Origin of the sequence: Bifidobacterium aemilianum (assembly GCF_003315635.1) — a bacterium.
Classification (GTDB): domain Bacteria; phylum Actinomycetota; class Actinomycetes; order Actinomycetales; family Bifidobacteriaceae; genus Bifidobacterium; species Bifidobacterium aemilianum.
In genome coordinates, this window is the sequence record NZ_PDCG01000003.1 from 22,718 (window position 1) to 48,234 (window position 25,517).

The 25,517-nt window shown below is 60.1% G+C and carries 22 protein-coding genes, 2 tRNA genes and 2 pseudogenes; 15 read left to right on the plus strand and 11 right to left on the minus strand.

What is annotated here, in order from left to right; all coding sequences use genetic code 11:
• The first annotated feature begins 12 nt into the window (after positions 1 to 12).
• The 5 genes from gyrA to CRD60_RS03930 all read left to right on the plus strand — a co-directional run bounded on the left by gyrA (position 13) and on the right by CRD60_RS03930 (position 6,009).
• Positions 13 to 2,775, plus strand: a complete 2,763-nt coding sequence (gene gyrA, locus CRD60_RS03910) for a DNA gyrase subunit A (RefSeq protein ID WP_113860012.1) — start codon at positions 13 to 15, stop codon at positions 2,773 to 2,775.
• A 123-nt stretch (positions 2,776 to 2,898) separates the two neighbouring features.
• Entirely contained in the window at positions 2,899 to 3,513 is a 615-nt protein-coding gene (locus CRD60_RS03915) for a DUF3566 domain-containing protein (RefSeq protein ID WP_113860013.1), read from the plus strand.
• Between the two features lie 193 nt (positions 3,514 to 3,706).
• Positions 3,707 to 4,867, plus strand: a complete 1,161-nt coding sequence (locus tag CRD60_RS03920) for a VanZ family protein (protein WP_113860014.1) — start codon at positions 3,707 to 3,709, stop codon at positions 4,865 to 4,867.
• Between the two features lie 339 nt (positions 4,868 to 5,206).
• A complete protein-coding gene (locus CRD60_RS03925; protein ID WP_113860015.1) occupies positions 5,207 to 5,515 on the plus strand; it encodes a hypothetical protein in 309 nt (102 codons plus the stop codon).
• Positions 5,512 to 6,009 (plus strand): hypothetical protein, encoded by a 498-nt coding sequence (locus CRD60_RS03930; RefSeq protein WP_113860016.1) that lies wholly within the window; start codon positions 5,512 to 5,514, stop codon positions 6,007 to 6,009. The genes CRD60_RS03925 and CRD60_RS03930 overlap by 4 nt, the downstream gene beginning before the upstream one ends.
• 538 nt (positions 6,010 to 6,547) lie before the next feature.
• Here CRD60_RS03930 and CRD60_RS09055 read toward each other — a convergent pair.
• Positions 6,548 to 6,925, minus strand: coding sequence for a hypothetical protein (locus CRD60_RS09055; RefSeq protein ID WP_236630819.1), 378 nt, complete (start codon positions 6,923 to 6,925; stop codon positions 6,548 to 6,550).
• A 138-nt stretch (positions 6,926 to 7,063) separates the two neighbouring features.
• Between CRD60_RS09055 and CRD60_RS08785 the strand changes: the two genes are divergently transcribed.
• Positions 7,064 to 7,210, plus strand: a complete 147-nt coding sequence (locus tag CRD60_RS08785) for a hypothetical protein (RefSeq protein ID WP_161522182.1) — start codon at positions 7,064 to 7,066, stop codon at positions 7,208 to 7,210.
• A gap of 102 nt (positions 7,211 to 7,312) precedes the next feature.
• Here CRD60_RS08785 and gdhA read toward each other — a convergent pair whose 3' ends face one another.
• Positions 7,313 to 8,659: an NADP-specific glutamate dehydrogenase gene (gene gdhA / locus CRD60_RS03940; protein WP_113860017.1), complete on the minus strand. Its 1,347-nt coding sequence runs from the start codon at positions 8,657 to 8,659 to the stop codon at positions 7,313 to 7,315.
• Between the two features lie 444 nt (positions 8,660 to 9,103).
• Between gdhA and CRD60_RS09275 the strand changes: the two are divergent.
• From CRD60_RS09275 to CRD60_RS03960, 6 genes and pseudogenes are all read left to right on the plus strand, one after another.
• Positions 9,104 to 9,675: pseudogene (locus CRD60_RS09275) on the plus strand (glycoside hydrolase family 1 protein).
• Entirely contained in the window at positions 9,675 to 10,196 is a 522-nt protein-coding gene (locus CRD60_RS09070) for a family 1 glycosylhydrolase (protein WP_236630822.1), read from the plus strand. Before CRD60_RS09275 ends, CRD60_RS09070 begins: the two are co-directional and overlap by 1 nt.
• A pseudogene (locus CRD60_RS09280) lies at positions 10,129 to 10,516 on the plus strand (family 1 glycosylhydrolase). The gene CRD60_RS09070 and the pseudogene CRD60_RS09280 overlap by 68 nt, the downstream one beginning before the upstream one ends.
• A 240-nt stretch (positions 10,517 to 10,756) precedes the next feature.
• Positions 10,757 to 11,188: a large conductance mechanosensitive channel protein MscL gene (gene mscL, locus CRD60_RS03950; RefSeq protein ID WP_113860018.1), complete on the plus strand. Its 432-nt coding sequence runs from the start codon at positions 10,757 to 10,759 to the stop codon at positions 11,186 to 11,188.
• Positions 11,189 to 11,409: 221 nt separating this feature from the next.
• Complete coding sequence (locus CRD60_RS03955; RefSeq protein ID WP_161522183.1) at positions 11,410 to 12,624, plus strand: MFS transporter; 1,215 nt, start codon at positions 11,410 to 11,412, stop codon at positions 12,622 to 12,624.
• Positions 12,625 to 12,772: 148 nt separating this feature from the next.
• Positions 12,773 to 13,984, plus strand: coding sequence for a MalY/PatB family protein (locus tag CRD60_RS03960; protein ID WP_113860206.1), 1,212 nt, complete (start codon positions 12,773 to 12,775; stop codon positions 13,982 to 13,984).
• A 124-nt stretch (positions 13,985 to 14,108) separates the two neighbouring features.
• Here the strand turns inward: CRD60_RS03960 and CRD60_RS03965 are convergent, their stop codons facing one another.
• The 6 genes from CRD60_RS03965 to CRD60_RS03990 all read right to left on the minus strand — a co-directional run bounded on the left by CRD60_RS03965 (position 14,109) and on the right by CRD60_RS03990 (position 19,432).
• Entirely contained in the window at positions 14,109 to 15,650 is a 1,542-nt protein-coding gene (locus CRD60_RS03965; RefSeq protein WP_113860020.1) for an ABC transporter ATP-binding protein, read from the minus strand.
• Complete coding sequence (locus CRD60_RS03970) at positions 15,643 to 16,326, minus strand: energy-coupling factor transporter transmembrane component T family protein (protein WP_113860021.1); 684 nt, start codon at positions 16,324 to 16,326, stop codon at positions 15,643 to 15,645. Before CRD60_RS03970 ends, CRD60_RS03965 begins: the two co-directional genes overlap by 8 nt.
• A 13-nt stretch (positions 16,327 to 16,339) precedes the next feature.
• A complete protein-coding gene (locus tag CRD60_RS03975) occupies positions 16,340 to 17,056 on the minus strand; it encodes an MptD family putative ECF transporter S component (protein ID WP_113860207.1) in 717 nt (238 codons plus the stop codon).
• 189 nt (positions 17,057 to 17,245) lie between these two features.
• Positions 17,246 to 18,508: an MFS transporter gene (locus tag CRD60_RS03980; RefSeq protein WP_201737202.1), complete on the minus strand. Its 1,263-nt coding sequence runs from the start codon at positions 18,506 to 18,508 to the stop codon at positions 17,246 to 17,248.
• Positions 18,509 to 19,244: 736 nt separating this feature from the next.
• Positions 19,245 to 19,317: transfer RNA gene (locus CRD60_RS03985), tRNA-Ala, on the minus strand.
• Positions 19,318 to 19,358: 41 nt separating this feature from the next.
• Positions 19,359 to 19,432 (minus strand) — tRNA-Ile (locus tag CRD60_RS03990).
• Between the two features lie 266 nt (positions 19,433 to 19,698).
• On the opposite strand from CRD60_RS03990, the gene CRD60_RS03995 reads away from it, so the two are divergent.
• Positions 19,699 to 20,259, plus strand: coding sequence for a SprT-like domain-containing protein (locus CRD60_RS03995; protein WP_407923170.1), 561 nt, complete (start codon positions 19,699 to 19,701; stop codon positions 20,257 to 20,259).
• 150 nt (positions 20,260 to 20,409) lie between these two features.
• Entirely contained in the window at positions 20,410 to 21,210 is an 801-nt protein-coding gene (locus CRD60_RS04000) for an SDR family oxidoreductase (protein ID WP_236630824.1), read from the plus strand.
• A gap of 181 nt (positions 21,211 to 21,391) precedes the next feature.
• On the opposite strand, the gene CRD60_RS04005 is transcribed toward CRD60_RS04000, so the two are convergent.
• The gene (locus CRD60_RS04005) at positions 21,392 to 21,871 is read right to left on the minus strand and encodes a Dps family protein (RefSeq protein WP_113860022.1); all 480 of its coding nucleotides are present in this window, start codon (positions 21,869 to 21,871) and stop codon (positions 21,392 to 21,394) included.
• Between the two features lie 121 nt (positions 21,872 to 21,992).
• Positions 21,993 to 23,330: a hemolysin family protein gene (locus tag CRD60_RS04010; protein WP_113860023.1), complete on the minus strand. Its 1,338-nt coding sequence runs from the start codon at positions 23,328 to 23,330 to the stop codon at positions 21,993 to 21,995.
• 218 nt (positions 23,331 to 23,548) lie between these two features.
• Between CRD60_RS04010 and CRD60_RS04015 the strand changes: the two genes are divergently transcribed.
• Positions 23,549 to 24,481 (plus strand): alpha/beta hydrolase, encoded by a 933-nt coding sequence (locus tag CRD60_RS04015; protein ID WP_113860024.1) that lies wholly within the window; start codon positions 23,549 to 23,551, stop codon positions 24,479 to 24,481.
• Positions 24,482 to 24,506: 25 nt separating this feature from the next.
• On the opposite strand, the gene CRD60_RS04020 is transcribed toward CRD60_RS04015, so the two are convergent.
• Positions 24,507 to 25,502 (minus strand): LacI family DNA-binding transcriptional regulator, encoded by a 996-nt coding sequence (locus CRD60_RS04020; RefSeq protein ID WP_113860025.1) that lies wholly within the window; start codon positions 25,500 to 25,502, stop codon positions 24,507 to 24,509.
• Positions 25,503 to 25,517 lie beyond the last annotated feature (15 nt).

Sequence of the window (25,517 nt, forward strand, 5' to 3'; positions counted from 1 at the left end):
CAAGGACAGACAGTGGCAGACGATATCAACAGCACAGACAACAATGAGGGGCTGACCGGAGCCGACCAACCCATACCAGACGGTTCCCTGGAACCTCTAAGCCCCCAGGAAATCGACCAGACCGACTACGGCCTCTTGCAGGGTGAGCGCATCCAGAAAATCGACCTCCAGCAGGAGATGCGCGACTCCTACCTGGCCTACTCCCTGTCGGTCATTGTCGAGCGAGCTCTCCCGGACGTGCGCGACGGTATGAAACCAGTCCACCGGCGTGTGATCTATGCCATGTACGACGGTGGCTACCGGCCCGACCGTGGCTACAACAAGTGCTCTCGCGTGGTTGGCGACGTCATGGGTAAGTACCACCCGCACGGCGACTCGGCCATCTACGACACCCTGGTTCGTATGGCCCAGTCATGGTCCATGCGCTACCTGCTCGTGGACGGCCAGGGCAACTTTGGCTCCCCCGGTGACGACCCGGCGGCAGCCATGCGTTACACCGAGTGCCGTATGGCCCCCCTGGCCATGGAGCTGGTGCGCGACATCGACAAGGACACCGTCGACTTCGCCCCCAACTACGACGGCAAGACCCAGGAGCCGACCGTACTTCCGGCCCGCTTCCCCAACCTTCTGGTCAACGGTTCCTCCGGCATCGCGGTTGGTATGGCGACCAACATCCCGCCCCACAATATGCGGGAGGTCGCCGACGGTATCCACTGGGCCCTGGACCACCCCGACGCCAGCAAGGAAGAGCTTCTGGATGCATTGATCGAACGGATCAAGGGACCCGACTTTCCCACCGGTGCCACCATCCTTGGCCACAAGGGCATAGAGCAGGCCTATCGGACCGGCCGTGGCCTGATCACCATGCGGGCCGTCGTCAACACCGAGGAGATCAAGGGCCGTTTGTGCCTGGTGGTCACTGAGCTGCCCTACCAGGTCAACCCCGATCGCCTGGTCGTCTCCATCCGTGAGGCCGTGCGCGACGGCAAGATCCAGGGCATAGCCGACATGCGCGATGAGACCTCCGGCCGCACCGGCCAGCGTCTGGTCCTGGTCCTCAAGCGTGACGCCGTACCTAAGGTCGTCCTCAACAACCTCTACAAGCATTCGCAGATGCAGCAGACCTTCGGTGCCAACATGCTGGCCCTGGTCGATAATGTGCCCCGTACCCTGAGCCTGGACGCCTTCGTCAGCCACTGGGTCGACCACCAGCTGTCGGTGATTGAGCGCCGCACCAGGTATTTGAAGCGTGAGGCCGAGGAACGCGACCATATTCTGCAGGGCTACTTGAAGGCTCTGGACATGATCGAAGAGGTCATCGCCCTGATCCGCTCCTCAAAGGATGTGGACACGGCCAGGACCGGACTGAAAACCCTCCTTGATGTCGATGACGTCCAGGCCGACGCCATTCTGGCCATGCAGCTGCGCCGTCTGGCGGCCCTGGAGCGCCAGAAGATCGTTGACGAGCACAACGAGCTGATGAAGAAGATCGCCGACTACAACGACATTCTGGGCAATCCCAAGCGTCAGCGGCGGATCGTGGGCGACGAGATGGACGAGATCGTGGCCAAGTATGGTGATGAGCGGCGGACCAAGATCCTGCCCTTCTCCGGCTCCATGAGCGACGAGGACCTGATCGCCGAGGAGAACGTGGTGGTCACCGTCACCCACTCCGGCTTCGTCAAGCGCACCAAGGCCGACGAGTACCGGGCCCAGCACCGGGGCGGCAAGGGAATCCGTGGCACCAAACTGCGTGAGGATGACGTGGTCGACCACTTCTTCCTGACCTCCACCCACAACTGGCTGCTCTTCTTCACCAACCGGGGAAGGGTCTACCGGATCAAGGCCTACGAGTTGCCCGAGGGGTCACGCGACTCCAAGGGCCAGCATGTGGCCAACCTCCTCCAGCTCTCGCCGGGTGAGGACATCCAGGCCGTGCTGTCCATACCGAACTATGAGGTCGCCAAGTATCTGGTCCTGGCCACCAGGTGCGGCAAGGTCAAGAAGACGGCCTTGGCGGAATACGATTCCTCCCGTCAGGGTGGTCTGATCGCTGTTCGCCTGGCTGCCGACGAGGAGACTGGCGAACCCACTGACGAGCTGATCGGTGCGGCACTGTGCAACGCTGATGACGACATCATCCTGGTCTCCCGCAAGGGTATGAGTCTGAAGTTCCAGGCCGACGACGAGCAGCTGCGGCCCATGGGCCGCCAGACCGCCGGCGTGCAAGGCATGCGCTTCCGTGAGGGCGACGAGCTTCTGGCCATGGATGTGGTCAAGTCCGCGCAGAACGCCGAGGCAGCGGGCGAGGATGCCGGCGGTGAGGACCTGTTGGTCGTCACCAACGAGGGCTTCGCCAAGCGGTCGGCCATCAGCGAGTACCGCCTCCAGGGCCGCAACGGCTATGGGGTCAAGGCCCTGCAGCTCAACGAAAGCCGTGGCTCCCTGGTCGGTGCCCTGATTGTCCATGAGGACGACCAGGTCATGGCCATCATGAAGTCCGGCAAGGTCATCCGCTCCGATGTCTCCGAGATCAAGCGCACCGGCCGCAATACACAGGGTGTCACCTTGGCCAAGCCCGACAAGAAGGACGAGATCCTCTCCATCGCCCGTAACGATGAGAAGGAGGACCCGGAAGACGAGGCTGGGGCTGAGGGACAGAGCGAAGGACAGACCACTGAAGCAGCCGCTGGGGCTGCTGGGGAAGTCACGGCTGACAGCGCCTTGGACACCAGCGCCGAGGAGACGGCTCACAGCGCTGACGGCGAGGAGTAAGCAGGAAGATGAGGTTAGCCTAGTCCCTTAATCCTGCTAATCTCGTCTTAGGAATTAGTGGATGCAGTGAGCGCGACAACAGGGCCCCAGGCTCGGAAACACGCGGAAGGTCAAGGAGCAGCAATGAGTGGGAATCATGAAAGCCAGAAGCCGGATGATGTGATCAAGCCTCTGGCCTCCGGTCCTGACGGCACGATTGCTCCTGAAGCCAGCAAGCTGGAGAACAATGGGGATTCCGCCCCACGTGTGGCTCGGACCGTCTCCAATGTGCCCCAGCAGGCTTCAGAGCCCGTCTTCGCCCCCATGGGGTCCGAAGAGAGCCACAAGTCCGGCAGGAAGTCCTTCGGCTCCAAGTCTGGCAAGGCCGGAGTTCCCCGTGCCCGCCGTATGAGCCTGTCGCTCACTCATCTCAACGTCTGGTCGGTCGCCAAGGTCAGCTTCCTTCTGTGCGTGGCTGGTGGCATCATTCAGGTGGTTGCCGCAGCCATTCTGTGGATGCTGCTCAACGTTGTCGGTGTCTTCGACCAGATCACGCAGATCGTCTCCTCCACCGGTCTGGATGCCGGCGGGTTCAATCTGTCCGACGTCTTCTCCCTGAGCACCGTGCTCAGCGGCGTCACCATATTTTCCATCTTCGAGGCCGTGCTCTTGACGGTGCTCTTCACCATCGGAGCCCTGCTCTACAATGTGGTCAGCTCCCTGGTGGGTGGCGTTCACGTCACCTTGGGAGACGACTGAGCACAACGAGCCACTATAAGGCTCAGGCTGCCTCTAATAAGTCACTAAGCAGATGGCGGGTCTACGGTTCGGTCAGTTCCGGCGGTGATCTCAGCCCAGCACTTAGCTGACACTGGTGTAACAGACCCCTTGTGTTGTATGGCTCCACAAAGGTCAGTCACCTCATTGAACTTGCCGCACGGAGGAGTACGCGATGGTTTCCTTTCTCAAGTTCTACAGCAGCTCCTTCACCATAGCCCTGGTCCTATGGCCCTTCGTCTCAGTGGTCCTGACCCTGCCAATCCTGGCGGTCATATACCGGCGTTATCACCGCCTGCGCTTCTCAGCGGTCCTGGCCTCCTACCTGTCAGTTCTCTACCTGCTGGGCTTGGTGGCCTTTACCCTCTACCCCATGCCGGACGACCCGGTCGCATACTGCGCCGCCCACCATATCCGCCCCCAGCTCCAGGTCATGCAGTTCGTCCAGGACCTGCAGACTCACGGTCTTTCCGCGCTCTTGCAGTTGGGTTTCAATGTCCTGCTCTTCATACCCTTCGGCTTCATCATGACCCGTTGGCTCCGCTGGAAGCCATGGATCGTCCTACCCGCCGGCTTGCTGACTTCGCTGCTTATCGAGACCTCCCAGCTGACCGGTTTCTGGCACCTCTACCCCTGTGCTTACCGTTACTTTGATGTCGACGATCTGCTGACCAACACCCTGGGCACCCTGATAGGTGTCATGATCGCCGTCATCTTCAACCTCATCTCCCCGCCCAAAGAGACCGATCATGCCGTCATCGTGCAGCGACCCAAACTCCTGCACCGGGCAGTCTCCTATGCACTCGACATGTTTCTGGTGGTGTTCACCTACTTCCCCATAGGCCTGGGTGGTGTTTATGTCTTCCACAAGAAGGCTCTGCCCCAACCCGACGGCAGCTACCTTTTCCACGGCTTCACCGTCACCACCAGCCTTCTGGACCATGGCGTGCAGATTCTGGCATTCCTGGCCTTCCTCCTCTATGAGTTGTTGATCCCAGCCACCCACCGGGGACAGACCCTGGCTGGCATGTTCACCCACATGACCGTGGAGACCAAGCCCCGCCAAGGTGCCTTGCGTGCCGCCTTCTACATGGCGCGGACGCTGGTCCTCTACCTACCCCTCTGCTGGCTGGTCTCCGACCGTGGCCAGAACCTGCCCATATATGCCCTGGTCCTGCTGATCTTCTACATGGTCGCCCGGCAGATGCCCTATGACCTGATTCCTGGTAGTCATCCCTACCAGTCGAACCAGTTTGACCAGTTCGACCAGGAGACGAGTGCCCCCCGCTTTGCCGCCTCGACCCAGGACTACAGGCCAAGCGCTCCCCTGCTATGACTGCCCATGACTGCGGTGGGCATTATGCGCCACAGTGCGCCTGAACCTGGCCTAATGGCAGTGGTGGGTAGGGGCCGTAGCCGGTCAGTAAGTGCCCGGTTTTGCCTGGCGTCCAGGTCTCCGAAAAGCGGAGTTTGCGGCCGCCGGCATGTTATGGTTTTCTTATGTCTTTGGGGGGTAAAGGATTCTTATCATCGAAAGGTCTTATCAATGCAGGTTTACCTCAACCCACCTTCCATCAAACATGACTGCTTGCCCGCTGCCAGCGGTGTGATCATCGTTGCTGGTTGAGGGAGGGGAAAGCACATGACCTTGAGAGAGTTTTTTGAGGAACCCCTGATGGTGGTTGTCACGGCCGTCCTGTTGGTCATAGTGATTGCCATAATCTTCTGCGTTGTTCATACCCTTCGCCATCCGGTGCCGATTAGTTTCGAACCGGTCTTCAAGACCTTCCCTGATGGTTCCGTGCAGATGGAATTCTCTGGTGTCGAGGGCGCCAAGCGAACCAAACGGTTCCATGAGGAGTACCAGGTGGGTATGCCCATCGAATACGAGGGGCAGGCCTACACCATCGCCCAAATCAAGGAACACCATGAGGCCGGCATGGTCTACGCCAAAATCATCACCGCCTACCTGGAAAGGGCATGACCTTGGAGCGCATGCTCGTATCCACGCATACGCTGACCAGCGACTATAGCCGCAAGAGCAAGATCAAGACCATCGCCCTCTACTGGGTAGTTGGGCTTGTGGTGCTTGCCCTGCTTCACATCCCTCAGGTCGAGGACGTCATACAGGAATATTGCAGTAGGTCATTTGCCGATTTCCTTATTAACGGCTCACTGATTGCCCTTCCCCTCTTCCTGCTGATCGGCAGTGTGGTGACCTTTCTGCAGAGGCATAGCTTCGACGAGCTGCACCTCTACAACACGGGAATCAACTTTGTCAACAACCGCAGCGATGCCCAGGGGCATGACAACTACGCCGACTATAACGACGTGGAGTTGAGCTACGGCAATGCGCAGAGCAGCTTCTTCATCAGCGCTCCCAAGGCTGGCGTCAAGATGACCAACTACGCCTGGACGGAATTCACCTATCCCGACGTCCTGGAGAACAATCTCAAGCGGTACGGCCACTGGCGCTGACCCGGTCCGCGGCACCACTGCCCGGCAAACAGTCCCGCCTGCCTGTTTGCCAGGGCCAGCATACGCAACAACTACCCCTGGTGAAGTGCTGAGCAAGAGTCAAATATAAGCAATGGCTTCATAATTCAAGATTTTAGGTAGTCGATAGTTCACGAGGGTAAATTGATATGACTTGCAGGTCAAGTCTTCCTAGACCGTTTGATTTCGGTATGAACCACTAGCGGCGACTAGGTATTGAATAATCCTTATGGTCAATGCTCGCTCTAAAATCTTCATCAGTCATGGAGGTTGTCCATAGTTTCCAGTGCTCACCTACCTGTAGATTGCCTCGTGTGGATTTATCCTTCGGTGAATACCATTTGGCTGCTTCCACCTTGGCCCCGCTATCATGCGCCTCGTCAAGGGCGGGGAAGAGGTCAGTGTCTCTTGAGGCCAGTATTACCACGTCATAATTGCCAGACCTGGACAACCTTGTTAAAGCCAAGGCGCATAATACATCCACACCTTTTTCTTGTGGGGGCCGGTCTGCATTTATGCATCATTCATTGTTTGCGTAATGATATTGATATTTCAATGGCCGGTGCCGTACACGCAGTTTCAAGCCTTGGAGGAAAGCTTCTTTCTCCCAATTGGATTTTTGCTTGAGATTTCTGCTGTATCCAGACTGATCAACTTTGGGGCTTGGCAAACCCCTGTAGACTTCGACACGGGAAAGCTTGAGAAGCGGCTCATCTGAGCAAGCTGCTACATTATTCGAAAGCACGTTTTCGTTTTTTATAGGAACAAGCCTATTCGAGAATTTGCAGGGGTCAATTAGAGCGTGGTAGGGCTCTTGGCCGCGCATAAAAACTTCTGCCGTTGTCATGTGGACATTCTGATAATCTATGACAACAGCCGCTTTTCGTTCATCTGCCATGAGGTTCCCCTCATTTAGAATAAACCCCATCAATCCTGTGGGATGATGGGGAACTATATGAAAAGACTGCCATGTTCAATTGAATTCGGCAACCGCAGCGATGCCTAGGGGGATGAAAACTATGCCGACTATGACGATGTGGAGTTGAGCCATGGCAACGCGCAGAGCAGCTTCTTCATCAGTGCGGCTCAGATGATGATGGGTGTCTCCAGGCCTACTTTCGTCAGACTTGCCAAGGAGAACAAACTGACGGTCATGGCGGTCGGTTCCCCAAAGAGGGCCTAACCAAGGGCCCTCATCTCCTTGGCGAAGATGAGGACCCTTGGTTAGCAGCCGATTGTTACGGGCACCAGGCCAAGGTCTGGCCTGGTGCCCAGTATTTGGGGCTTAGAGGATGCCTTGGGCGACCATGGCGTCGGCGACCTTGGTGAAGCCGGCGACGTTGGCGCCCAGCATCAGGTCACCCTCGTGGCCGTATTCCTTGGCGGCGGCCAGGGAGTTGGTCACGATGTTCTCCATGATGGACTTGAGCTTGGCGTCGGTCTCCTCGAAGGTCCAGCTCAGGCGGTAGGAGTTCTGGCTCATCTCCAGTCCGGAGACGGCCACGCCACCGGCGTTGGCGGCCTTGGCGGGTCCGTAGAGCACGCCTGCGGCCTGGTAGGCCTCAATGGCTTCGGGGGTGGAAGGCATGTTGGCGCCCTCGCACACGACCTTGCAGCCGTTGGCGATCAGGGTCTTGGCGGAGTCGCCGTCGATCTCGTTCTGGGTGGCGCAGGGCAGGGCGATGTCGCACTTGACGGTCCAGACGCCGGCGCAACCTTCGTGGTATTCGGAGCCGGCAACCCGCTCCGCGTACTCCTTGATGCGGCCGCGGTGGCCCAGCTTGATGTCCTTGACCACGTCCAGGTCAATGCCCTTGGGGTCGTGGATGTAGCCGTTGGAGTCGGAGAGGGTCACAACCTTGCCGCCCAGCTGGGCGGCCTTCTCGGTGGCGAAGATGGCCACGTTGCCGGAGCCGGAGATGGCTACGGTCTTGCCCTTGAAGGAGTCGTTGTTGAGGACGCGCATGGCCTCCTCGGTGTAGTAGCACAGGCCGTAACCGGTGGCCTCGGTACGGACCAGGGAGCCGCCGAATTCCAGACCCTTGCCGGTCAGGACGCCCGAATACTCGTCGCGGATGCGCTTGTACTGGCCGAAGAGGTAGCCAATCTCGCGGCCACCCACGTTGATGTCGCCGGCGGGAACGTCGGTGAATTGGCCGATGTGACGGCAGAGCTCGGTCATGAAGGCCTGGCAGAAGCGCATGACCTCACCGTCGGAACGGCCCTTGGGGTTGAAGTCGGATCCGCCCTTGCCGCCGCCCATGGGCAGGCTGGTCAGGGAGTTCTTCAGAATCTGCTCGAAGCCCAGGAACTTGACCACGGACTCGGTGACGGTGGGGTGGAAGCGCAGGCCGCCCTTATAGGGTCCGATGGCCGAGTTGAACTGAACGCGGTAGCCACGGTTGACTTGGGTCTTGCCCTCGTCGTCAACCCATGCCACGCGGAACTTGACCACCCGCTCGGGCTCGACCAGGCGCTCCAGCACGCCGTTGGCCTCATATTCTGGGTGTTTGGCCACCACCGGCTCCAAGCTCTCGAAGACCTCGCGCACGGCCTGCAGGAATTCGGGTTGGTCGCCGTCGCGCTGCTCGACCTGGGAATAGACCTTCTGCAGATAGTTGTCAGTGAACATACGGTTCCCCTTATGGTTGTCGGTGCAGCCTTGCTTGGGCAGGGCTAGCGATGTACTTGCTATAAAGTGGTCTCATTCTAAAAAGGCAATGTGACGGGGAGAATACGGCTCTCCGCACCAGATATTTCGACAGTATTTCGAGCCGGTTTCTTGTTCCTGTGTGGGACTGATTCGCTGTCGGGATTCGCGGTTTGGTGCGGTTCAAGCCGGTTTTTTATACAGCGTTCCTACACTCCACAACAGTCAAGGTAGATTTTGCCATGGAAACCAGCCTTTTACTGCTGTAGATTTTGATGTAATGAACTGTCCGGTGCCGGGCTGTTGCATTGCTGTTGGCATGTTGATGAAGCTGCCAGCTCGCTTCCGCTGGAGGAATCGGCCCTAGGCTTTCAAGGCTGTCCAATAGAGGCACGATGACAATGAAGTATTGAAGAAAGGGATATGATGACATTCGTTTTTCCGTCCGACTTTACCTGGGGCACGGCAACGGCCTCCTACCAGGTCGAGGGAGCCGTTGGCGAGGATGGGCGGACTCCCTCCATCTGGGATAGCTTCTGCGCCAAGCCGGGTACCATCGTCGATCGGTCCTCCGGTCTGGAGGCCTGCGATGAGTACCACCGCTACAAGGAAGACATGGACCTGATGAAGGAGTTGGGTGTGGCGCCTATCGGATGTCCATATCCTGGTCACGGATTATTCCGCAGAGCGATGGCAGGGTGAACCAGCAGGGTATCGACCACTACCGGCGGGTCCTGGATGCCTTGATCGAGGCGGGCATCAAGCCCGTGGTGACCCTCTACCATTGGGACCTGCCCCAGTACCTGGAGGACCTGGGTGGGTGGACCAACCGCGATACGGCCCTGCGCATGCGCGACTATACCGCCTTACTGGCTCAATCCCTGGGCGAACGGGTCGACACCTGGACCAGCCTCAACGAGCCTTGGTGCAGTGCCTACCTGGGTTATGGCAGCGGTGCCCATGCGCCCGGCATCCATGATCCGGTCAAGTCCCTCTGATGGCCGTCCATCATCTGAACCTGGCCCACGGCCTTGCCCTCGGAGCCGTCCGTGACGAGTTGGGGGAGGATGCCAGGACCTCCGTAACCCTCAACCTGTCCGTCAATGTGGCCGAAAGCGACTCCGCTGAGGATCAGGCGGCCAAGCATCGTGCCGACCTCCTGGCCAATGAGGTCTTTCTGGGCCCCATGCTGGAGGGTCGCTACGATCCTGAGATCTTCGAGGTCACGCGGGAGGTCACTGATTGGGCCTTTGCCAAGGACGGCGATGCCGACATCATCAAGCAGCCCCTTTCGGTGCTGGGACTGAACTATTACTCCACCAACCATGTCCGCCATGCGACGGGCACGCCCAAACCTGCCCAGCATGGCAACGGACAGCCGGTCCGCCACCCGGAAATGCCCGCCCAGGAACAGGTCCGAGGTTCTGCCACCCACTGGTCCGCTCACCGCCATGGGCTGGAACCAGGAGCCTGCCGGGCTGACGGCGATTCTGCTGGAACTGAGCCGACGGTTCCCTGACCTGGACTTGATGATCACCGAGAACGGGTCCGCTTGGGACGACCAGGTCTGCGCTGACTCCACTGTGCCTGGAGGCCAGATAGTGCATGATCCTGACCGGGTCGCCTACCTCAATGCCCATATCGAAGCCATGGCCCAGGCCATGGAGGCCGGCGCGCGTCAAGGGCTACTTCGCCTGGTCGCTATTGGACAACTTCGAGTGGGCCCTGGGCTACACCAAGCGTTTCGGTCTGTTCCGTGTCGACTATGACAGCCAACAGCGCATCTGGAAGGATTCGGCCAGGCGCTACCAGCAGATTGTAGGGGCCAACGCCTGCTGAGGCCCTGAGACCGGCTGGCTCTGGGTCTGAGCGGGCTCCGTCACTCTGTCCAGAGCTGGTCTCATCACCCTGCCGTGAGTGCTACAGCCTGCGGCATGGTGCCTTGGTAAGGGGCGGCGGCTCAGTGTGTTCCCTCTGGCTGGTTTGGCTACTGGCGGACTTTGTACGGTGGCGGCAAGCTCCTATTCTTGAAACTGACAGCACCGCAGGATGGGTGTCAATCGAGGCTAAGGAACGAACATGATTGAAGGATTCAAGAAATTCATCGCCCGTGGCAACATGATTGATCTGGCGGTCGGTGTGGTCATGGGTTCCGCCGTGACCACCGTGGTCGATGCAATCGTCAAGAATCTGATCAATCCCCTCATCGCCATGATCTTCGGCAAGCCCAACATGGATGGCCTCCTGGCCTTCACCTTCAACCATGCCACCATTTCCTTTGGCGCCATCCTCAGCGCCCTGATCAACTTCCTGGTGGTGGCCGCCGCGGTCTACTTCTGTATCATCGTTCCCATCAACAAGTTGCGCGACATCTCGTCAAGCCTGCTGAAGAAGCACGACGGCAAGGCGGCCCAGGAGGAGAAGAAAGAGCTGAGCCCTGAGGAGCAGACCGTGGCCCTCCTTCAGGAGATTCGCGACGACCTGGCCAAGGATCGGCAGGCAGCCAGGTAGGAAACTGGCGGACATACTCGAACCAGACCCCCTGGCATGGGGTGGGTTCGCTGCCGTTGAAACCCGTCTCAGCCTTGCGATTCCAGCCTTTGAGAAGCATACCTGCTGATGTAGACTTCGTGATTTCAACGGTATTATGTCGGTAATCTCACTGTTTCACAGCCCCCCAGCTCGCTGAAATCTGTAAGACTGTAAGCAACATGGATTGGAAAGGGTCAGCTGTGAAAGCACACAAGACCATAGCCTACAAACCGGCCCTGGGCATTCTTACCGGCATTTTCCTGCTTGCCATCATCTCCCGTTTCGATTCGATAATCTCCCCCTCGGTGGCGAAGATACAGGCCAGCTTTCCCCACGATGACCCCTCCAAGGTCGAATCGGTGGTTTCCATCGGCGCCTCAGCCGCCATGGTCTCATCAATCATCTTCGGCAAGCTCCTTGAACGGCTCTCCTACAAAGTGGTGGGGATCATCAGTTGCCTCTGTGTGGCCTGTGGCGGGCTCATGCCTCTGCTGGTCCACCAGAGTGTGAACCAACTGCTCTTCTTCGCCATTGTGGCCGGATTCGGTACAGGCATCATCACCACCATGCTGCCCAGCCTGGCCTCCCACTTCTTCCAAGGGAAGGAGCTGTCCGGGCTGCTGGGGCGCATCATCGCGGTGCAGGACGGGTCCTCCATGATCGTCCTGTACCTGGGCGGTCTCTTGGCCGTGGGCGGTTGGGTCCATAACTATTGGCTCTATGTCATAGCCCTCCTGACACTGATTCCCGTCATCATCTTCATCCCTTCGGAGCGGGCTGGCGATGACAGCGAGGAGGGGCAGATCCGCCGGCATAGGGAGGGGGTCGCAGAGCACCGGCCCAGCATCATCCTCTGCGCGAGTCTGGCCTTCCTGAGCATCTTCCTTGACGCTGTGATCTACAATAAGTTGGCCATCTACGTCGACACCTTCCACCTGGGTTCCTCAGACGTGGCCGGATTCGCCCTCATGTTCAACTCCGGTGCATCCGTGGTGATCGGCCTGTTGATCAACCGCATCAAGCAGGCGGTCGGATCCCTTACCCTGCCCTTGGCCTTCATGCTGTTTGCCATCGGCTCCCTATTCTTCCTGCTGCCGCCGAATCTGCCCATGGTCTGTGTGGGCGCCTTCCTCATAGGCTCCGGCTCGTCCATCGTCATGGCCACTTGTCCCTTCATGCTCTCGAACCTGATCGAAAGCCGGCACTACCCCTTCGTCATGGGCCTGTATTCGGCCTTCACCAGTCTTGGGTTCACCTCGTCGACCTGGTTCTTCAAGTTCCTCTCCGGGGCCTTCGGCCTGGACCCGCTCATGGGGTCCTTCTCCTGCATGTTGGGCATTTCCTTGGTGGTGGCCTTGCTGCTGGCGGTGATCCATTTCCAGCGGCGGACCGAGGAGCACTACCTTTTCCTATGAACTGATACAGCGCTCGCCGGTCAGTCGGTATAGCATCAAGGGAGATGCTGTCGGCTTGCGGTGAGCACCCGAGCTGGGCTGGTGGACATCCGGGCGGCGGCAGGGCTGATGGCAACGGTTTCAGTACGAATTGAGAAAAGAGAAGATGATGACCTACGATTTCACCTCGATCATTGACCGGCATGGCATGGACTCCATCGCAGTGGATGGATTGGGAACCGAGCCCGGTTTCGCTCCGGAGCCGCCCCAGGATGGGTTTGATGTCATCCCCATGTGGGTGGCCGACATGAACTTCGCCACGGTCCCCACCATCCCCGAAGCCATCATCGAGCGGGCCAAGCACCCATGCTATGGCTACTTCGAGCCCCGGGACGAGTACTTCGATGCCATCATCAACTGGCAGCGGACCCGCAACGGGGTCAACGGCCTGACCCGCGAAGGCATCGGCTATGAGAACGGTGTTCTAGGTGGTCTCATCTCGGCCCTGACCTCCTTTGCCGCACCCGGTGACGCGGTCCTCCTCCATAGCCCCACCTACGTGGGCTTCACCGCATCCATCGAGAACAACGGCTACCGCATCGTCCACAGCCCCCTGGTCAAGGATGCCCAGGGTGTGTGGAGGATGGATTACGAGGACATGGACAGGAAGCTCAAGGCGGAGAACATCCATGTGGCCGTCTTCTGCAGCCCCCACAACCCCTGTGGCCGTGTCTGGGAAGAGTGGGAGATCAAGAAGGCCATGGAGGTCTACAAGGCCAATGACTGCCTGGTGATTTCCGACGAGATCTGGTCCGACCTCATTCTGGCCGGCGGCAAGCACACCCCCACCCAATCGGTCTCCGAGGACGCCCGCAACCGTACCGTTGCCCTCTATGCGCCCAGCAAGACCTTTAACTTGGCCGGATTGGTGGGCAGCTACCACATCATCTACAACCCTTACCTGCGCGACCGTGTGGTCTCCAAGAGCAGCAAGCCCCACTACAACGAGATGAACCTCCTGTCCATGTACGCCCTGATCGGCGCCTACAAGCCGGAGGGCGGCCAGTGGCTGGAGGAGCTGCGCCAGGTGTTGACGGGCAATGTCGACTATGCCTGCGAGTACATAGGGGCCCACTTCAAGGGCCTGGAGGTCTCCAAGCCCCAGGGCACCTACATGCTGTTTGTGGACTGCAGCCAATGGTGCCAGGAGCATGGCGTGAGCCTTGACGAGTTGCTCAAGCGCTGCTGGCGGGTCGGTGTGGCTGTTCAGGATGGCCGTCAGTTCAAGGCCGCCTGTGCCATTCGCATGAACCTGGCCCTGCCCTTGAGCCGGGTCAAGGAGGCCTTTGAGCGGATGGACCAGTACGTCTTCACCGACTGAGCCGCAGACTGGCCGCCGGTTGGGCCGCAGTTAAATCACAGATTAACCTGCCGGTTGGGTCGCAGACTGACCGCCGTGTGGGCCCTGCGTCTGGCTCGCCGGCAGTCGGCTGAGACCTGCTGCCTTACCTGTCCTGGCTGCTGCTGTCATTGACGATACGGCCCCGGTCGAGGGTGAGGAAGCGCTGGCAGGTTTGCTGCAGGAACTCTCGATCATGGGAGATGATGAGGACGATGTCACCCAGGCTGTGCAGATAGGCGATGGCTTGGGTCACCTGGTTCATATGGTAGAGGTCCAGGCCACTGGTGGGCTCATCCAGAACGATCAGTCGCTTGCCGGAGGTGACCGCGCAGCCGACCGCCACCCGCTGCTTCTCCCCGCCGGAGAGGCTGTTGGGATTGCGTGCCAGCAGGTCCTGAAGGTTCAGTTGCTCGGCCACATGGAGGAGGACCGGTGCCGTGAGGGGGCCCTCGCTCACCTGTGCCCCCAGGGCCAGCTCCTTCTCCACGCTCTCGCAGAAGAGTTGGTAGTTGACATCCTGAAAGACCAGGAAGGAGTTCCTGGTCAGTTCCTTGCGGTCTTGGGTTTGGTCGTCAAGGATGAAGCCTGACTGTCTGTCGGGCTTGACCAGCCCGGTCAGAACTTTGGCGAGGGTGCTTTTGCCGGCCCCGTTGCGGCCGATGATGCCGGTGACCTCCTGGTTGGTCAGGGTCAGGTCGGGAATGTCCAGGGCCAGGTCAGGGCTGGACTTGTACCGGAAGGTCAGCTTGCTGATATGTAGTCGAGTGCCGGGCCCTGCCGGTGACGGTTCGGTTGATGGCTGTTCGCTCTGTGGCCTGCCGCCGGTGCTCCTGGTGGATGGGTGGCTGAAGCCCGCGATGGCTGATTGGCCTGCGCTCGGCGCACCCGAGACTTTCCCGACCTGGTCGGCATTCAGGGCCCGCAGGCCCAACTCCTCACGTTCCTGCCGGCCCATGGCCGCCATCTGCCCGGCCGTCAGGTCCCTGATGACCTGACCCTGGTCGATGATGATGAAGCGGTCGGCCAGGTCCCTCAGGTAGTAGAGACGGTGCTCGATCACCAGGATGGTCAGCCCGGAGGCCTTGAGTCGGCCCAGAAGGGCGGCCAGAGAGTCGATGGATTTACTATCCAGGTTCGAGGAGGGCTCATCCAGGAGGAGGATCTTGGGGTCCAGCATGACCGAGGAGGCGATGGCCACCATCTGCTTCTGCCCGCCGGACAGGGAGAACATGCTCCGGTCCAGCAGCTGCTCAACGCCGAAGAGGGAGGCGACGGCCCCGATGCGCTCCTGGATCTCCGCTCGGGATTTTCCCACGTTCTCCATGGGGAAGGCCAGTTCGCTGCGGACATCGGTGGTGAAGAACTGGGTCTTTGGATTCTGGAAGACCGAGCCGACCTCCTCCGAAAGCCGGTAGATGGGCATGCCTGCCGTGGTCTCATCGGCCAGGGTGCAGGAGCCGGTCAGGCTACCCTCGAAGAGCTCGGGGATCAGCCCGTTGACCACCCGTGAGACGGTGGTCTTTCCGCAGCCGCTTCTGCCGCTGAGCACCAGCAGCTGCCCCCTGCCGGCATGCAGGCTGACCCGGTCCAGAGAGGGGGAGGGCTGCCCCTGGTAGCTGAAACTGATGGCATCGAGGTCAAGCATGGAAGGCCACCCCCGTCAGCAGGCAGCCAAGGGCCAGAACCACCGCGTCAACCCAGGAGAAGGTCACCTGGTAGAGGGAGGTTTTGGGCTTTGGATTGGTGATTCCCCGGGTCAGGGCGGCCGATGTGAGGTCATTGGCCACGGTGGAGGCATTGTTGAGCAGGGGAATGTAGATGTATTCCATGGTTCTCAAGGGGTGCAGGAGCATGTCGGCGGCGGTCACGGCTATGCCGCGGAATCTCATGGCCGCGCGAATCTGCCGGTAGTCATGGATGATGGTGGGGAAAAAGCGGAAGAGCACCGAAGTGGGGATGATGATCCACCGGGGCAGGTGGAGTCCACGCAGCCCGACCATGAGTTCGGAGGTCTTGGTGGTGGTCATGATCAGGGCACCCACCAGCACCACGGGCAGCAACTTGCCGAAACCCGCGAAGACAAAGAGCAGGTAGTGGCCGGCGATATTGTCCGGGTAGAGGAAGGCCAGGGCGTTGCCCAGGGCGAACACCGCGCATACCAGCAGCCATTTCAGGCAGCTGCGGACCTTGCCGGATAGGGCGAGGAGGGCGCATAGGTAGCAGCAGATGATGATGTTCAACCAGTCCGGCAGGGTGACGAAGAGCAGGGCGTTGGAGAAGACGACCAGGGCGAACTTCGTGTAGATGCAGAGGGGCCTCATTCCTGGCTGGGCCTCATTCGTCGGTCCCGGCCTGGGATTGGGGGGCTGGCAGGCCTTGACTGCCGGCGCCTGCGGCAGGTGCGGCCGCAGTGGTGGTCTGAACCGCCTGCCCGGCTTGCGGGCCCGCTGCGGGCTTGAAGTGCTTGTCTACCAGTCGCTTGCCAATGTAGGCACCAATCAGCCCGCCGGCAAGGGTGAACACCAGCAGGGCCAGCAGGGTGATGCTGTCGATGTGGGCGAAGAGATTGTTGATGTAGGTCCCGTCCTTGCCCCGCTTCTGGAGGCTGGCCACATAGGCGCCCTTCATGAACCAGAGGGGCAGCACCGGCCCTGTGGCGCCGAAGGTGAGCACCAGGTAGCTGAGGTAGAGCATGGGGGTGCTACGGCTTTTGCCTACGACGGTCTGAAGGAGGTCTGCCAGGACCCCGCAGATGATGTAGGGGAAGAAGGACAGGGCGAAATGGCCGGAGACCAGGAAGAAGAGGCCCATGACCGTGCCGAGAATCGAGATGGCGCCGAACTTGGGCACCTTCTGGCACAGGAGCATGTAGACCGGCCCGGCGAACAGACCCACCATGCAGGGCACCAGAATCGAAGCGTAGCCGGGCAGGACCAGACCGGTGACCAGGGTGGTCAGCCCCTCCGCCAGGCCCATGCAGACGAAGTAGAGGGCCGTGTAGATGCCAATATTGACCAGGTCCTTGGTTTTCAGTGCCTTGAATCCGCCCATGGTGTAGTGCTCCAACCCAGTCTCTTATGTTGACATTCGATGGTGATCTGACAAGTATCTATACAAGTCTAGAGGACCGCCAGGGCTCTGACAAGAGTGTTCGCCTAGATTGCGAGCATTCCCCAGGGTGAGTCCATCACTCTGGGGAATGCAGTGGGTGGCGCATGCCGTAGCTGCGATCAGCGGGGATCACTGCTCATGAATCTGCGGGCGCAGGCGGTAGGCGGTGATGGAGGCGGCTGCGGCCAGGACGTAGCAGACCAGGTTGATCAGCAGGGCTGGCAGGTAGGAGCCGGTGAGGTCGAAGATGCCGCCGTTGACCGTGTTGGCCAGGGCCACCGACAGGACTCCGGACATGGTCAGGATGCTGAGGATCTCGGCATAGTCGCGCTGGCCGAAGGCCTTGCGGGTCAACCAGGGCAGGGCCACCAGGAGCACGCCCTGGCCCAGTCCGGCCAGGCCGCCGGCGATGGTCGAGGGGGTGGGGGAGGTGGCCAGGATCATGAGGGCCCAGCCGCCGAGTCCCAGGGCACAGTAGACGAGCACGACCGGCTCGGTCTTGAAACGGTCAAGGAAGAAGCCGATGCTGGCCTTACCGATGGCGGCTCCCAGCATGATGCCGGAGACCACCAGGGCCCCGTCCTTCAGGCCCATACCGCGGGAGGTCTCGTAGCCGGCCACATGCTGGACCATGCCGGTGGCCCACTGCAGGAGCACGAAGCAGGCAATCAGGAGCAGGAAGGTCGGCGTCCTGTAGGCTTTGGTGGCCGCCATGCCGGGAATCTCCGATTCGGTCTGCTTGGTTTGCTTGGTCTGCTGGTCTGGTTCCTGCTGGTCTGCGGCAGGCTGCCCCGCAGACACCGCACCATACATGTGCTCACCCTTGCTGGTGTTGGGCATGAACCGCATGACCAGAATCGAGAAGGGCAGGATGCACACGGCCAGCAGCAGTCCGGTCAGCTGGTAGGCCGGCCGCCAACCCAGGTCTACGATCCAGGCGGAGACCACCGGGTTGAAGACCATGCCGCCCAAGCCGCTCAGTCCCAAGGCAATCCCCATGACCAAACCCAATTTGTCATTGAACCAGTTGGACAGCAGCACGCTGGGAGCCAGGGTCACCGGAATCACGTAGGCCACGCCCAGTAGCGCGAAGGACAGGTAGAACTGCCAGAGCTGGGTGAAGAAGGACTGGCTCAGAAAGATGGCGGAGCAGGCCAGGATGCAGATGCTGATGAGCAGGCGGGAGTCGACGTGCTTGAGGAGCTTGCCGGCGAAGAGCATGGTCGCGGCGCCCGTCAGATTCATGATGGTGGAGGCAAAGGCGATCTTGGTGCGGTTGACCCCAAGCTGCTGGGAGAGAATCGGGTAATAGAGGCCAGGAGTATTGACGATAAGACCGTAGCCAACGAAAGACAGCAGGCAGCAGCTGATGAAGATCAGCCAGGGTTTCATGGCCGCCCTGAGTGATGGTGTGGAGTTTGCGCTAGTAATTTGAGTGCCTCTTTCTTTGAGCGTTCCATATTGGCAAAGTTGCTATGACTCTACAGATGGAGGGCTCATAAGAGGCATACCCCAGTTGGACCGTTACGACTCATCCACGTTTGACCGCTCATCGGTGAAGATTCAGTGGTGGGATTGGCGGAATAGTGCCGATTTCGTGTGTATATCCGCTTCCCGGCAGGGGAGGTCACCCAGCGCTGGCAAGCGGCGGACAGGGGGCACGATTGCCGGCTGATCCCGGGGTATACGCCAAAATGTGTGCGTTTGTGGTGTGCGAGCTCTTGTGTCAGTGGGGTGGGCTTGTTGGTAAGTGGTATGGGGAATCTGTTAAATGTCACAAAATACGCGTGAAAGTGTCTGAAGCGAGTGTTTTATGACATTTAGGGCGAGGGGACTATAGGCCTTGGGATCAGGATGGTGTGGGGTTATGGGTTATGGGGGGCTAGGGACTTATGGGCCCTGATAGACGTCCGACGGGGGTTGAACCCCAACAGCACAGACTGACCCATACAATTCGGCGTATAACCCAAAACAAAGCGTTTAGTTCCTATATGTCCAACAACACCGACTAACGAACACACATTTTGGCGTATAACCCCCTGATCCCTGCCAATGGCATAACGCTTAGACCCCTGGCAACAGGGGGAATGAAATGGCACTCAGGAGTGACAGGGCAAGAACGTTGAAGTGGAGCTAGCCGGGTTCGAACCGGCGACCCTCTGCTTGCAAAGCAGATGCGCTACCAGCTGCGCCATAGCCCCGTAAAAAATAGCGGCCCCAGATGAGAACCGCGATTTCCACGTGGGCCCGGGAGGACTTGAACCTCCGACCTCATCCTTATCAGGGATGCGCTCTAACCAGCTGAGCTACGGGCCCGATCCATACGCAAAAGCGCACAAACAGTTAGAATACCAGTTCCTGTGGAATAGTCAATTTGCCTCCGTGCGTGTGTTGTGAACACATACGGGGCCACAGCTTGTGGAGCTTGCAGGAGCTGGCACAATGGAGGCGTGAATATGTTCCCCTCCCACCCCAGACCAACGGCTAAGCGCTCTCGTACCGGCCTTGGGCAGCAGCTGGCCTCCTATGAGCTTGACGTGGATGGCATCAAGGTCCAGGTGGTGCGCAAGCGCATACGCAACATGTACCTGCGGGTCAAGCCTCTCAGCAGGAGGACCCTGAATGAAGGCCAGGGCTCCGTGGAGGGAGCCGGCAGTTACGTTGAGTTGTCGGCACCCGCTCGGATCAGCGACCGGGGAATCGCGGACTTCGTCGGGCAGCGAGCGGACTGGATACACGCCCAGGAACGACGCTTGGCGACCATGATGGAAGGACCAGAAGCCGGTGGGTGCCGTGATTTCGAGTGGACCCCAGAGCGCAGGGCCCAGGCCCAGGCCCACATTGAGGCCAAGCTGCCTGACCTCCTGGCCAGGTGGGGTGCGGTTGTGGGGCGCCGGCCCAGTCATATCACCCTGCGGGTGATGACTTCTCGCTGGGGGTCCTGCACACCCAGGACCGGGCGGATCCGTTTGAACCTGCAACTGGGTCTCATGGATGAGCGCTTTCTGGAATATGTGCTGGTCCACGAGCTGACCCACCTTTGGGAGAATGGCCACGGACCAGGCTTTCAAGCTCGTATGGACTCCTACCTGCCCGGCTGGCGGCAGCTGCGGCGGGAGCTCAACCAACAGATGGTCTGGTAGCTTTCAGGCAGTCCCCCGACCGGTTTTTTGTCAGCTGGCAGGGTTGCAGGCACAGGTTGTTCCCTGCGGACCTGCGGTCCCTGGCCCAGGGATACTGAGTACTCTTGGAAGCAGCAGATAGCAGCCCTTCGCACTAAGGAGTCGAGACAGGTGAGTGACGATATGCAGGATAGGAATGGCACTGATATGACCAAGCGTGTGGTGGTGACGGGCGCCTCCTCGGGCATTGGCCAGGCTACTACCCGCCGCTTGGTGGCCGAAGGCTGGCAGGTGGTGGCCCTGGCCCGTCGGGAGGACCGGCTCAAGGCCCTGGCTACCCAGCTGGGCGGAGCCTGTTCCTATCAGGTCTGTGACATAACCGATGAGGAATCCACCCAGGCAGCCGTTGATGCGATACTGGCGGCTGGGCCGGTCAAGGCCTTGGTCAACTGCTCCGGTGCTGCCAGGGGTAAGGACCCGGTGGCTTCGGCCAGTCTTGATGACTGGCGGCAGATGTACGAGCTGAATGTGTTGGGTACCCTGCGCATCACCCAGAAGCTGCTGCCTGCCCTCAAGGACACGGCTGCCAACCAGGGTGGCGGCACCGTCCTCATCATTTCCTCTACGGCCGGCATTGAGCCTTACGAGGGTGGGGCCGGCTACTGCGCGTCCAAGTCAGCCGAACGGATTATGGCCCGGGTCCTGAGGCTGGAGCAGATCGGCCAGCCCCTAAGGGTCATCGACATCGCACCAGGCATGGTCCAGACCGAGGAGTTCTCCCTCAAGCGCTTCGGCGGTGACCGGTCCAAGGCAGCCTCGGTCTACCAGGGCGTGCCATCCCCCCTGACCGCCGATGATGTGGCCGACTGTGCCGCCTGGGCTCTGGCTCAGCCCGACAGGGTCGACATTGATCAGATTGTGGTCCGGCCCAGGGCCGAGGGCTCCTACACCAAGGTCTTCCGTCAGTCCTGATTGACGGTTGTGGGTAGGTCGTCCGCGATGGAAGATGTCCCTGCGCTGCCCTGCAGTTGCTGAGGTAAACCTGGAACTTGATACATCTGCCTGGTCTTACCCATTGATGTGTATGAGGAAACACAAGGGCCCCGGCTTGCATTGCCAGGGCCCTCTCTCTTGCCTTGTGGGCGAAGATATATCAGATCAGGTGGGACCTCATGAACCACTGGAAGTGCTCGAGCTCCTGCACGTGGTCCTGAATGATGTTGGAGGAGATGACATCCAGCTCGTCCAGCTGCTTGATGGCCTCACGGTCCGCCTTGATGAACTCGGTGTAGTAGTCGTTCATGGCCTTCAGGTACTCGATGGCATCCTTGCGGCCGACCAGGTCGATGCCCTTCCAGGTGCGGTTCTTGATGATGTCCTCAGGGCGACCATCAGCCTGCCCGCCCAGGGTAGCCAGGCGCTCGGCGGTCTCGTCGGCCATGGCCAGGACGGAATCGACCTCGGGGTCCATCATCTCGTGGATGCCGATGAACTCCTTGCCATCCATGTTCCAATGGGCGTGCTTGAGGAGCAGTGCGCACTCCTGCTCCTGGCTCAGACGGCTTTGCAGAATCTTGATGGTCTTTTCGGAAGTCTCCTCATCCAGACCGGGAACCAAAAACTTGAGTGCCATGATATCTTCCTTTCCTCAGTGAAATATCACTTCCAGTCTAGCCATCAGGAAGCCTTCCCGCCACTGTTCGCAGGGTGAACGCTGGGGTGGGAAGACCGTAAAACAGCCAATGTAACGCAAGTCACATTTTGCTGCTGGCCGGTTCCTTCGCCTGCCCGCCGCCATCAGTGCGCTGCCTGCGCAGTTCGATGGTCTCGATGCGGCGCCCATCCACCTTGGTGACGACCATGTCATAACCCTCGTCGCAACGCAGCACCTCTCCCACGGCACCCATCCTGCCGGTGTGGGCAAGGAAGTATCCGGCCACCGTCTCGTAGGGGCCGTCATCCAGCTCGATGCCGGTCAGATCGGCGAAGTCCTCAATGGTCATACCGCCGTCGATCTGTGCCACACCGTCCACAAAGGCCGGCTTCTCCTTGCGCTCGCCGCTGCCGCCATCGGGCAGGTCGTACTCGTCTCGGATGTCTCCGACCAGCTCCTCGGTCATGTCCTCCAGGGTCACGATGCCATCGGTGCCGCCGTATTCGTCGATCACTACGGCCAGGTGGATGCCCCTCTTGCGTAGGAGTTCCAGGCTGGGCAGGAGTTTGGAGGTGCCGGGCAGGGAGATGCCTTCACGGGTGACGTCGGCCACGGTCTTGGCCTTGGGGTCGCGGATGTCCAGAAGATCGCGGACGTGGACGAAGCCCAGAATGTCGTCAAAGTCGTTGCCCTTGACGGGGTAGCGCGAGTATGGCAGGTTGCGGACGGTGGCGGCGGCGTCGGCCAGGGACTGGTCTCCATCCAGGAAGCTGACATCAGCCCTGGGGCGCATGACCTCGGCCACGATGGTCTCCGAAGCGTCGAAGACATCGTCAAGAATGGTGCGCTCGTCCTTGCTCAGGCTGGTGTTGGAGTTGACCAGGACCCGCAGCTCCTTGTCGGAGACCTCGCTTTCGGTCTCGTTGGGGTCGAAGCCCAGGAGCCGTACGATGCCGTTGGTGTTCTTGCCCAGAGCCCAGATGATGGGCCGGCAGATCTTGGCGAAGGCATCAATAGCCGGCACCGTGGCCCGGGCGATCTGCTCCGTGCGCTGCATGGCGATGCGCTTGGGGACCAATTCCGAGATGACGATGGAGCAGTAGGAGATGATCAGGGTCAGCACCACGGTGGTCAATGGCGCGGCCACCCGTGAGGGCACCCCCCAGCCCTCGACGATCGGCACGATGGAGGGCGAGATTGCGGATTCGCCAAATGAAGCCGACAGGAAACCGGACAGGGTCACGCCTATCTGCACCGTCGAGAGGAAGGTGTTGGGGTCACGGGCGGTCTTGGCCACCCGGGCGCCCCGGGCATCCTCCTCCTCCATCTGGTCCAGCTGGGAGCCCCGCAGGCTCACCAGGGCCAGCTCCGTGCAGGAGAATACCGACCCCAGGAGCAGAAAGACGAAAACCAACACTATGTTCAAGCCAAGCGACATGCCTCCAGCTTAGAAGGTTGGCCGGTCATTGGTTGGAGGCGGTCTGGGGCGTCAGAAAGACAGGGCGGCTGCCGGCTTGGCCAGGGCGGCACGCTATGGGGAAAATGTAAGGGAGTCTGTAGTATTTCGTATGGCAGGAAAGAGTTGGATGGGGCCTTCCACTGCCTGGTTCGCTGTGAACGGGACCGGCATGATCCATGAGGTGTAGGGGTGTCAGCATGAGTGTCAAAAAACAGAAGAAGCGGCGCGGTTCGGCACGGCTGCTTGTGGTCGGTCTCCTGGTCCTGATCCTGGTGGGCCTGGGGGCCAGGCTGGCGGTCGACCGATCCCATGGACCCAAGGCGCAGGCCCCTGCTGGCCAGGAATCCTTCCGGTCTGGCGAAACGAAATCCAAGGGCAAGCAGCAGCAGTACATCCAGGAACCCATTCCCACCTTCTTCTTCCACGGGTGGAACGGCAGCTACCGGTCTGAGGAGCAGATGTGCCGGGCCATCAAGGCCGCCGGCGTGACCAAGACCGTTATTCGTGCCGACGTGGATGAGCGCGGTGGGGTGAGCTTTGTGGGCACGATACCCAAGGGCGCCAGCAATCCCCTGGTTGAGGTCAATTTTGTCGACAACAAGAATGTCGACTATACGACGCTCGCCGCCTGGGCCAGGAATGTCATTGTGGCCACCCGTGGCATCTACCGCTTTGATAGCTACAATGCCGTGGGCCATTCCATGGGCAACATGGTCATCATGAACTTTCTGAACAACTACTCGGATGACGCTACCCTGCCCCTTCTGCACAAGCAGGTGGCTCTGGCCGGCAACTTCAATGGCATCATCGGCGATGATGACCAACCCAACCTCAGAAAGCTGGATGCCGAGGGCAAGCCCAACCAGATGAACTGGCTCTACCAGAACATTCTGCCCCTGCGCCAGACCTACCCCCAGGGCGTCGATGTCTTGAACATCTACGGCAACATCGGCGACGGTACCAACTCCGATGGCAACCTGACCAACGCCTCGTCCCAGTCCATGCGCTACCTGGTCTCCGGCCGTGCGAAGTCCTACAGGGAAGAGATGATCTCCGGCAAGAACGGCGGCCACAGTGCCCTTCATGAGAATCAGGAGGTCGACAGGCTGCTGATCGACTTCCTTTGGTGAGGGGCCGCAGGCGTGGGGCCTTTCGCTACTTGCAGCCACAGGATTGGCGGATGACCAGTTTCGATTCCATCAGCTGCAGGCCGGGTTTGGCGTCAGGGTCGGTGGCCGCCTTGAGGGCCAGGTGGGCCAGGGCCTTGGGATTCTGCTCCAGAACGGTGAGTTGTGGGTACATGTACTGCGAGTCTATGGTGCCGTCGAAGGAGATGAGCGCCATCTCTTCGGGAACCTTGATGCCGCGCTCATGCAGAGCCCGTAAGGCTCCCATGGCGATCAGGTCGGAACCGGCGAAGATGGCCGTGGGTCGATTGGGTGAGTCCAGGATGCGTAGGGTGGCCAGGTAGCCGCCGGTCCGTGAGAAGCTGGTGCCTTCGATGTGTCCGACGGGAAGTCCGTGGTTCCGGTGGGCCTCGTACCAGCCTTCCACTCGTCCGTCGCTGATGCCGTTGTATGACTGGCCGATGATCAGGCAGATATTGACGTGGCCATGCCCGAGCAGGTGCTCCACGCCCAGGACCATGGCCTTGCGGTAGTCGGCGGAGATGGTCCAGCTGTCGGGAAGCTCCCGGTCCACATCGAATACGATGAAGCGGCAGTCACCGCTGGTCTTGGGCAGCATATCGACCTTTTCGCAGGGGGAGACGAAGAGGGCTTCGACGTTGCGGTCGATGAGTTGTTGGATGACGGTCCGTTCCTTGTCCGGCCGCCCGTGGGTGGTGGCGAAGAGGGTGGAGTAGCCCTGTTCCGAGGCCTTGAGTTCCAGCTCCTCGTAGACGCCGGCGTTAAAGGGATTGGTCAGGTCGTTGATGACCGCTCCCAGGGTCTTGGAATTGCCGGTTCGCAGAGCTCGGGCGATGGGATTGGGCTTGTAGTTCAGCTTGTCGGCCGCCTCGCGGACCTTGGCCTCGGTTCTGGGTGAGACCCGTCTTGGGCCATTGTTGAAGACGTAGCTGACCACGGCTGTGGAGACATGGGCCAGGCGTGCCACATCGTTGCGTGTGGCCTTGCTTGCTTTGCCGTCCATGCATGCTCCCTTGCG

Excerpts from the sequence above, each read along its gene's own strand:
- CRD60_RS03915 (WP_113860013.1), top strand. The coding sequence starts at position 2,899 with ATGAGTGGGAATCATGAAAGCCAGAAGCCGGATGATGTGATCAAGCCT.
- CRD60_RS03920 (WP_113860014.1), top strand. The coding sequence starts at position 3,707 with ATGGTTTCCTTTCTCAAGTTCTACAGCAGCTCCTTCACCATAGCCCTG.
- CRD60_RS03925 (WP_113860015.1), top strand. The coding sequence starts at position 5,207 with ATGGTGGTTGTCACGGCCGTCCTGTTGGTCATAGTGATTGCCATAATC.
- CRD60_RS03930 (WP_113860016.1), top strand. The coding sequence starts at position 5,512 with ATGACCTTGGAGCGCATGCTCGTATCCACGCATACGCTGACCAGCGAC.
- CRD60_RS09055 (WP_236630819.1), bottom strand. The coding sequence starts at position 6,925 with ATGGCAGATGAACGAAAAGCGGCTGTTGTCATAGATTATCAGAATGTC.
- gdhA (WP_113860017.1), bottom strand. The coding sequence starts at position 8,659 with ATGTTCACTGACAACTATCTGCAGAAGGTCTATTCCCAGGTCGAGCAG.
- CRD60_RS09070 (WP_236630822.1), top strand. The coding sequence starts at position 9,675 with ATGGCCGTCCATCATCTGAACCTGGCCCACGGCCTTGCCCTCGGAGCC.
- mscL (WP_113860018.1), top strand. The coding sequence starts at position 10,757 with ATGATTGAAGGATTCAAGAAATTCATCGCCCGTGGCAACATGATTGAT.
- CRD60_RS03960 (WP_113860206.1), top strand. The coding sequence starts at position 12,773 with ATGACCTACGATTTCACCTCGATCATTGACCGGCATGGCATGGACTCC.
- CRD60_RS03965 (WP_113860020.1), bottom strand. The coding sequence starts at position 15,650 with ATGCTTGACCTCGATGCCATCAGTTTCAGCTACCAGGGGCAGCCCTCC.
- CRD60_RS03970 (WP_113860021.1), bottom strand. The coding sequence starts at position 16,326 with ATGAGGCCCCTCTGCATCTACACGAAGTTCGCCCTGGTCGTCTTCTCC.
- CRD60_RS03975 (WP_113860207.1), bottom strand. The coding sequence starts at position 17,056 with ATGGGCGGATTCAAGGCACTGAAAACCAAGGACCTGGTCAATATTGGC.
- CRD60_RS03980 (WP_201737202.1), bottom strand. The coding sequence starts at position 18,508 with ATGAAACCCTGGCTGATCTTCATCAGCTGCTGCCTGCTGTCTTTCGTT.
- CRD60_RS03995 (WP_407923170.1), top strand. The coding sequence starts at position 19,699 with ATGTACCTGCGGGTCAAGCCTCTCAGCAGGAGGACCCTGAATGAAGGC.
- CRD60_RS04005 (WP_113860022.1), bottom strand. The coding sequence starts at position 21,871 with ATGGCACTCAAGTTTTTGGTTCCCGGTCTGGATGAGGAGACTTCCGAA.
- CRD60_RS04010 (WP_113860023.1), bottom strand. The coding sequence starts at position 23,330 with ATGTCGCTTGGCTTGAACATAGTGTTGGTTTTCGTCTTTCTGCTCCTG.
- CRD60_RS04015 (WP_113860024.1), top strand. The coding sequence starts at position 23,549 with ATGAGTGTCAAAAAACAGAAGAAGCGGCGCGGTTCGGCACGGCTGCTT.
- CRD60_RS04020 (WP_113860025.1), bottom strand. The coding sequence starts at position 25,502 with ATGGACGGCAAAGCAAGCAAGGCCACACGCAACGATGTGGCACGCCTG.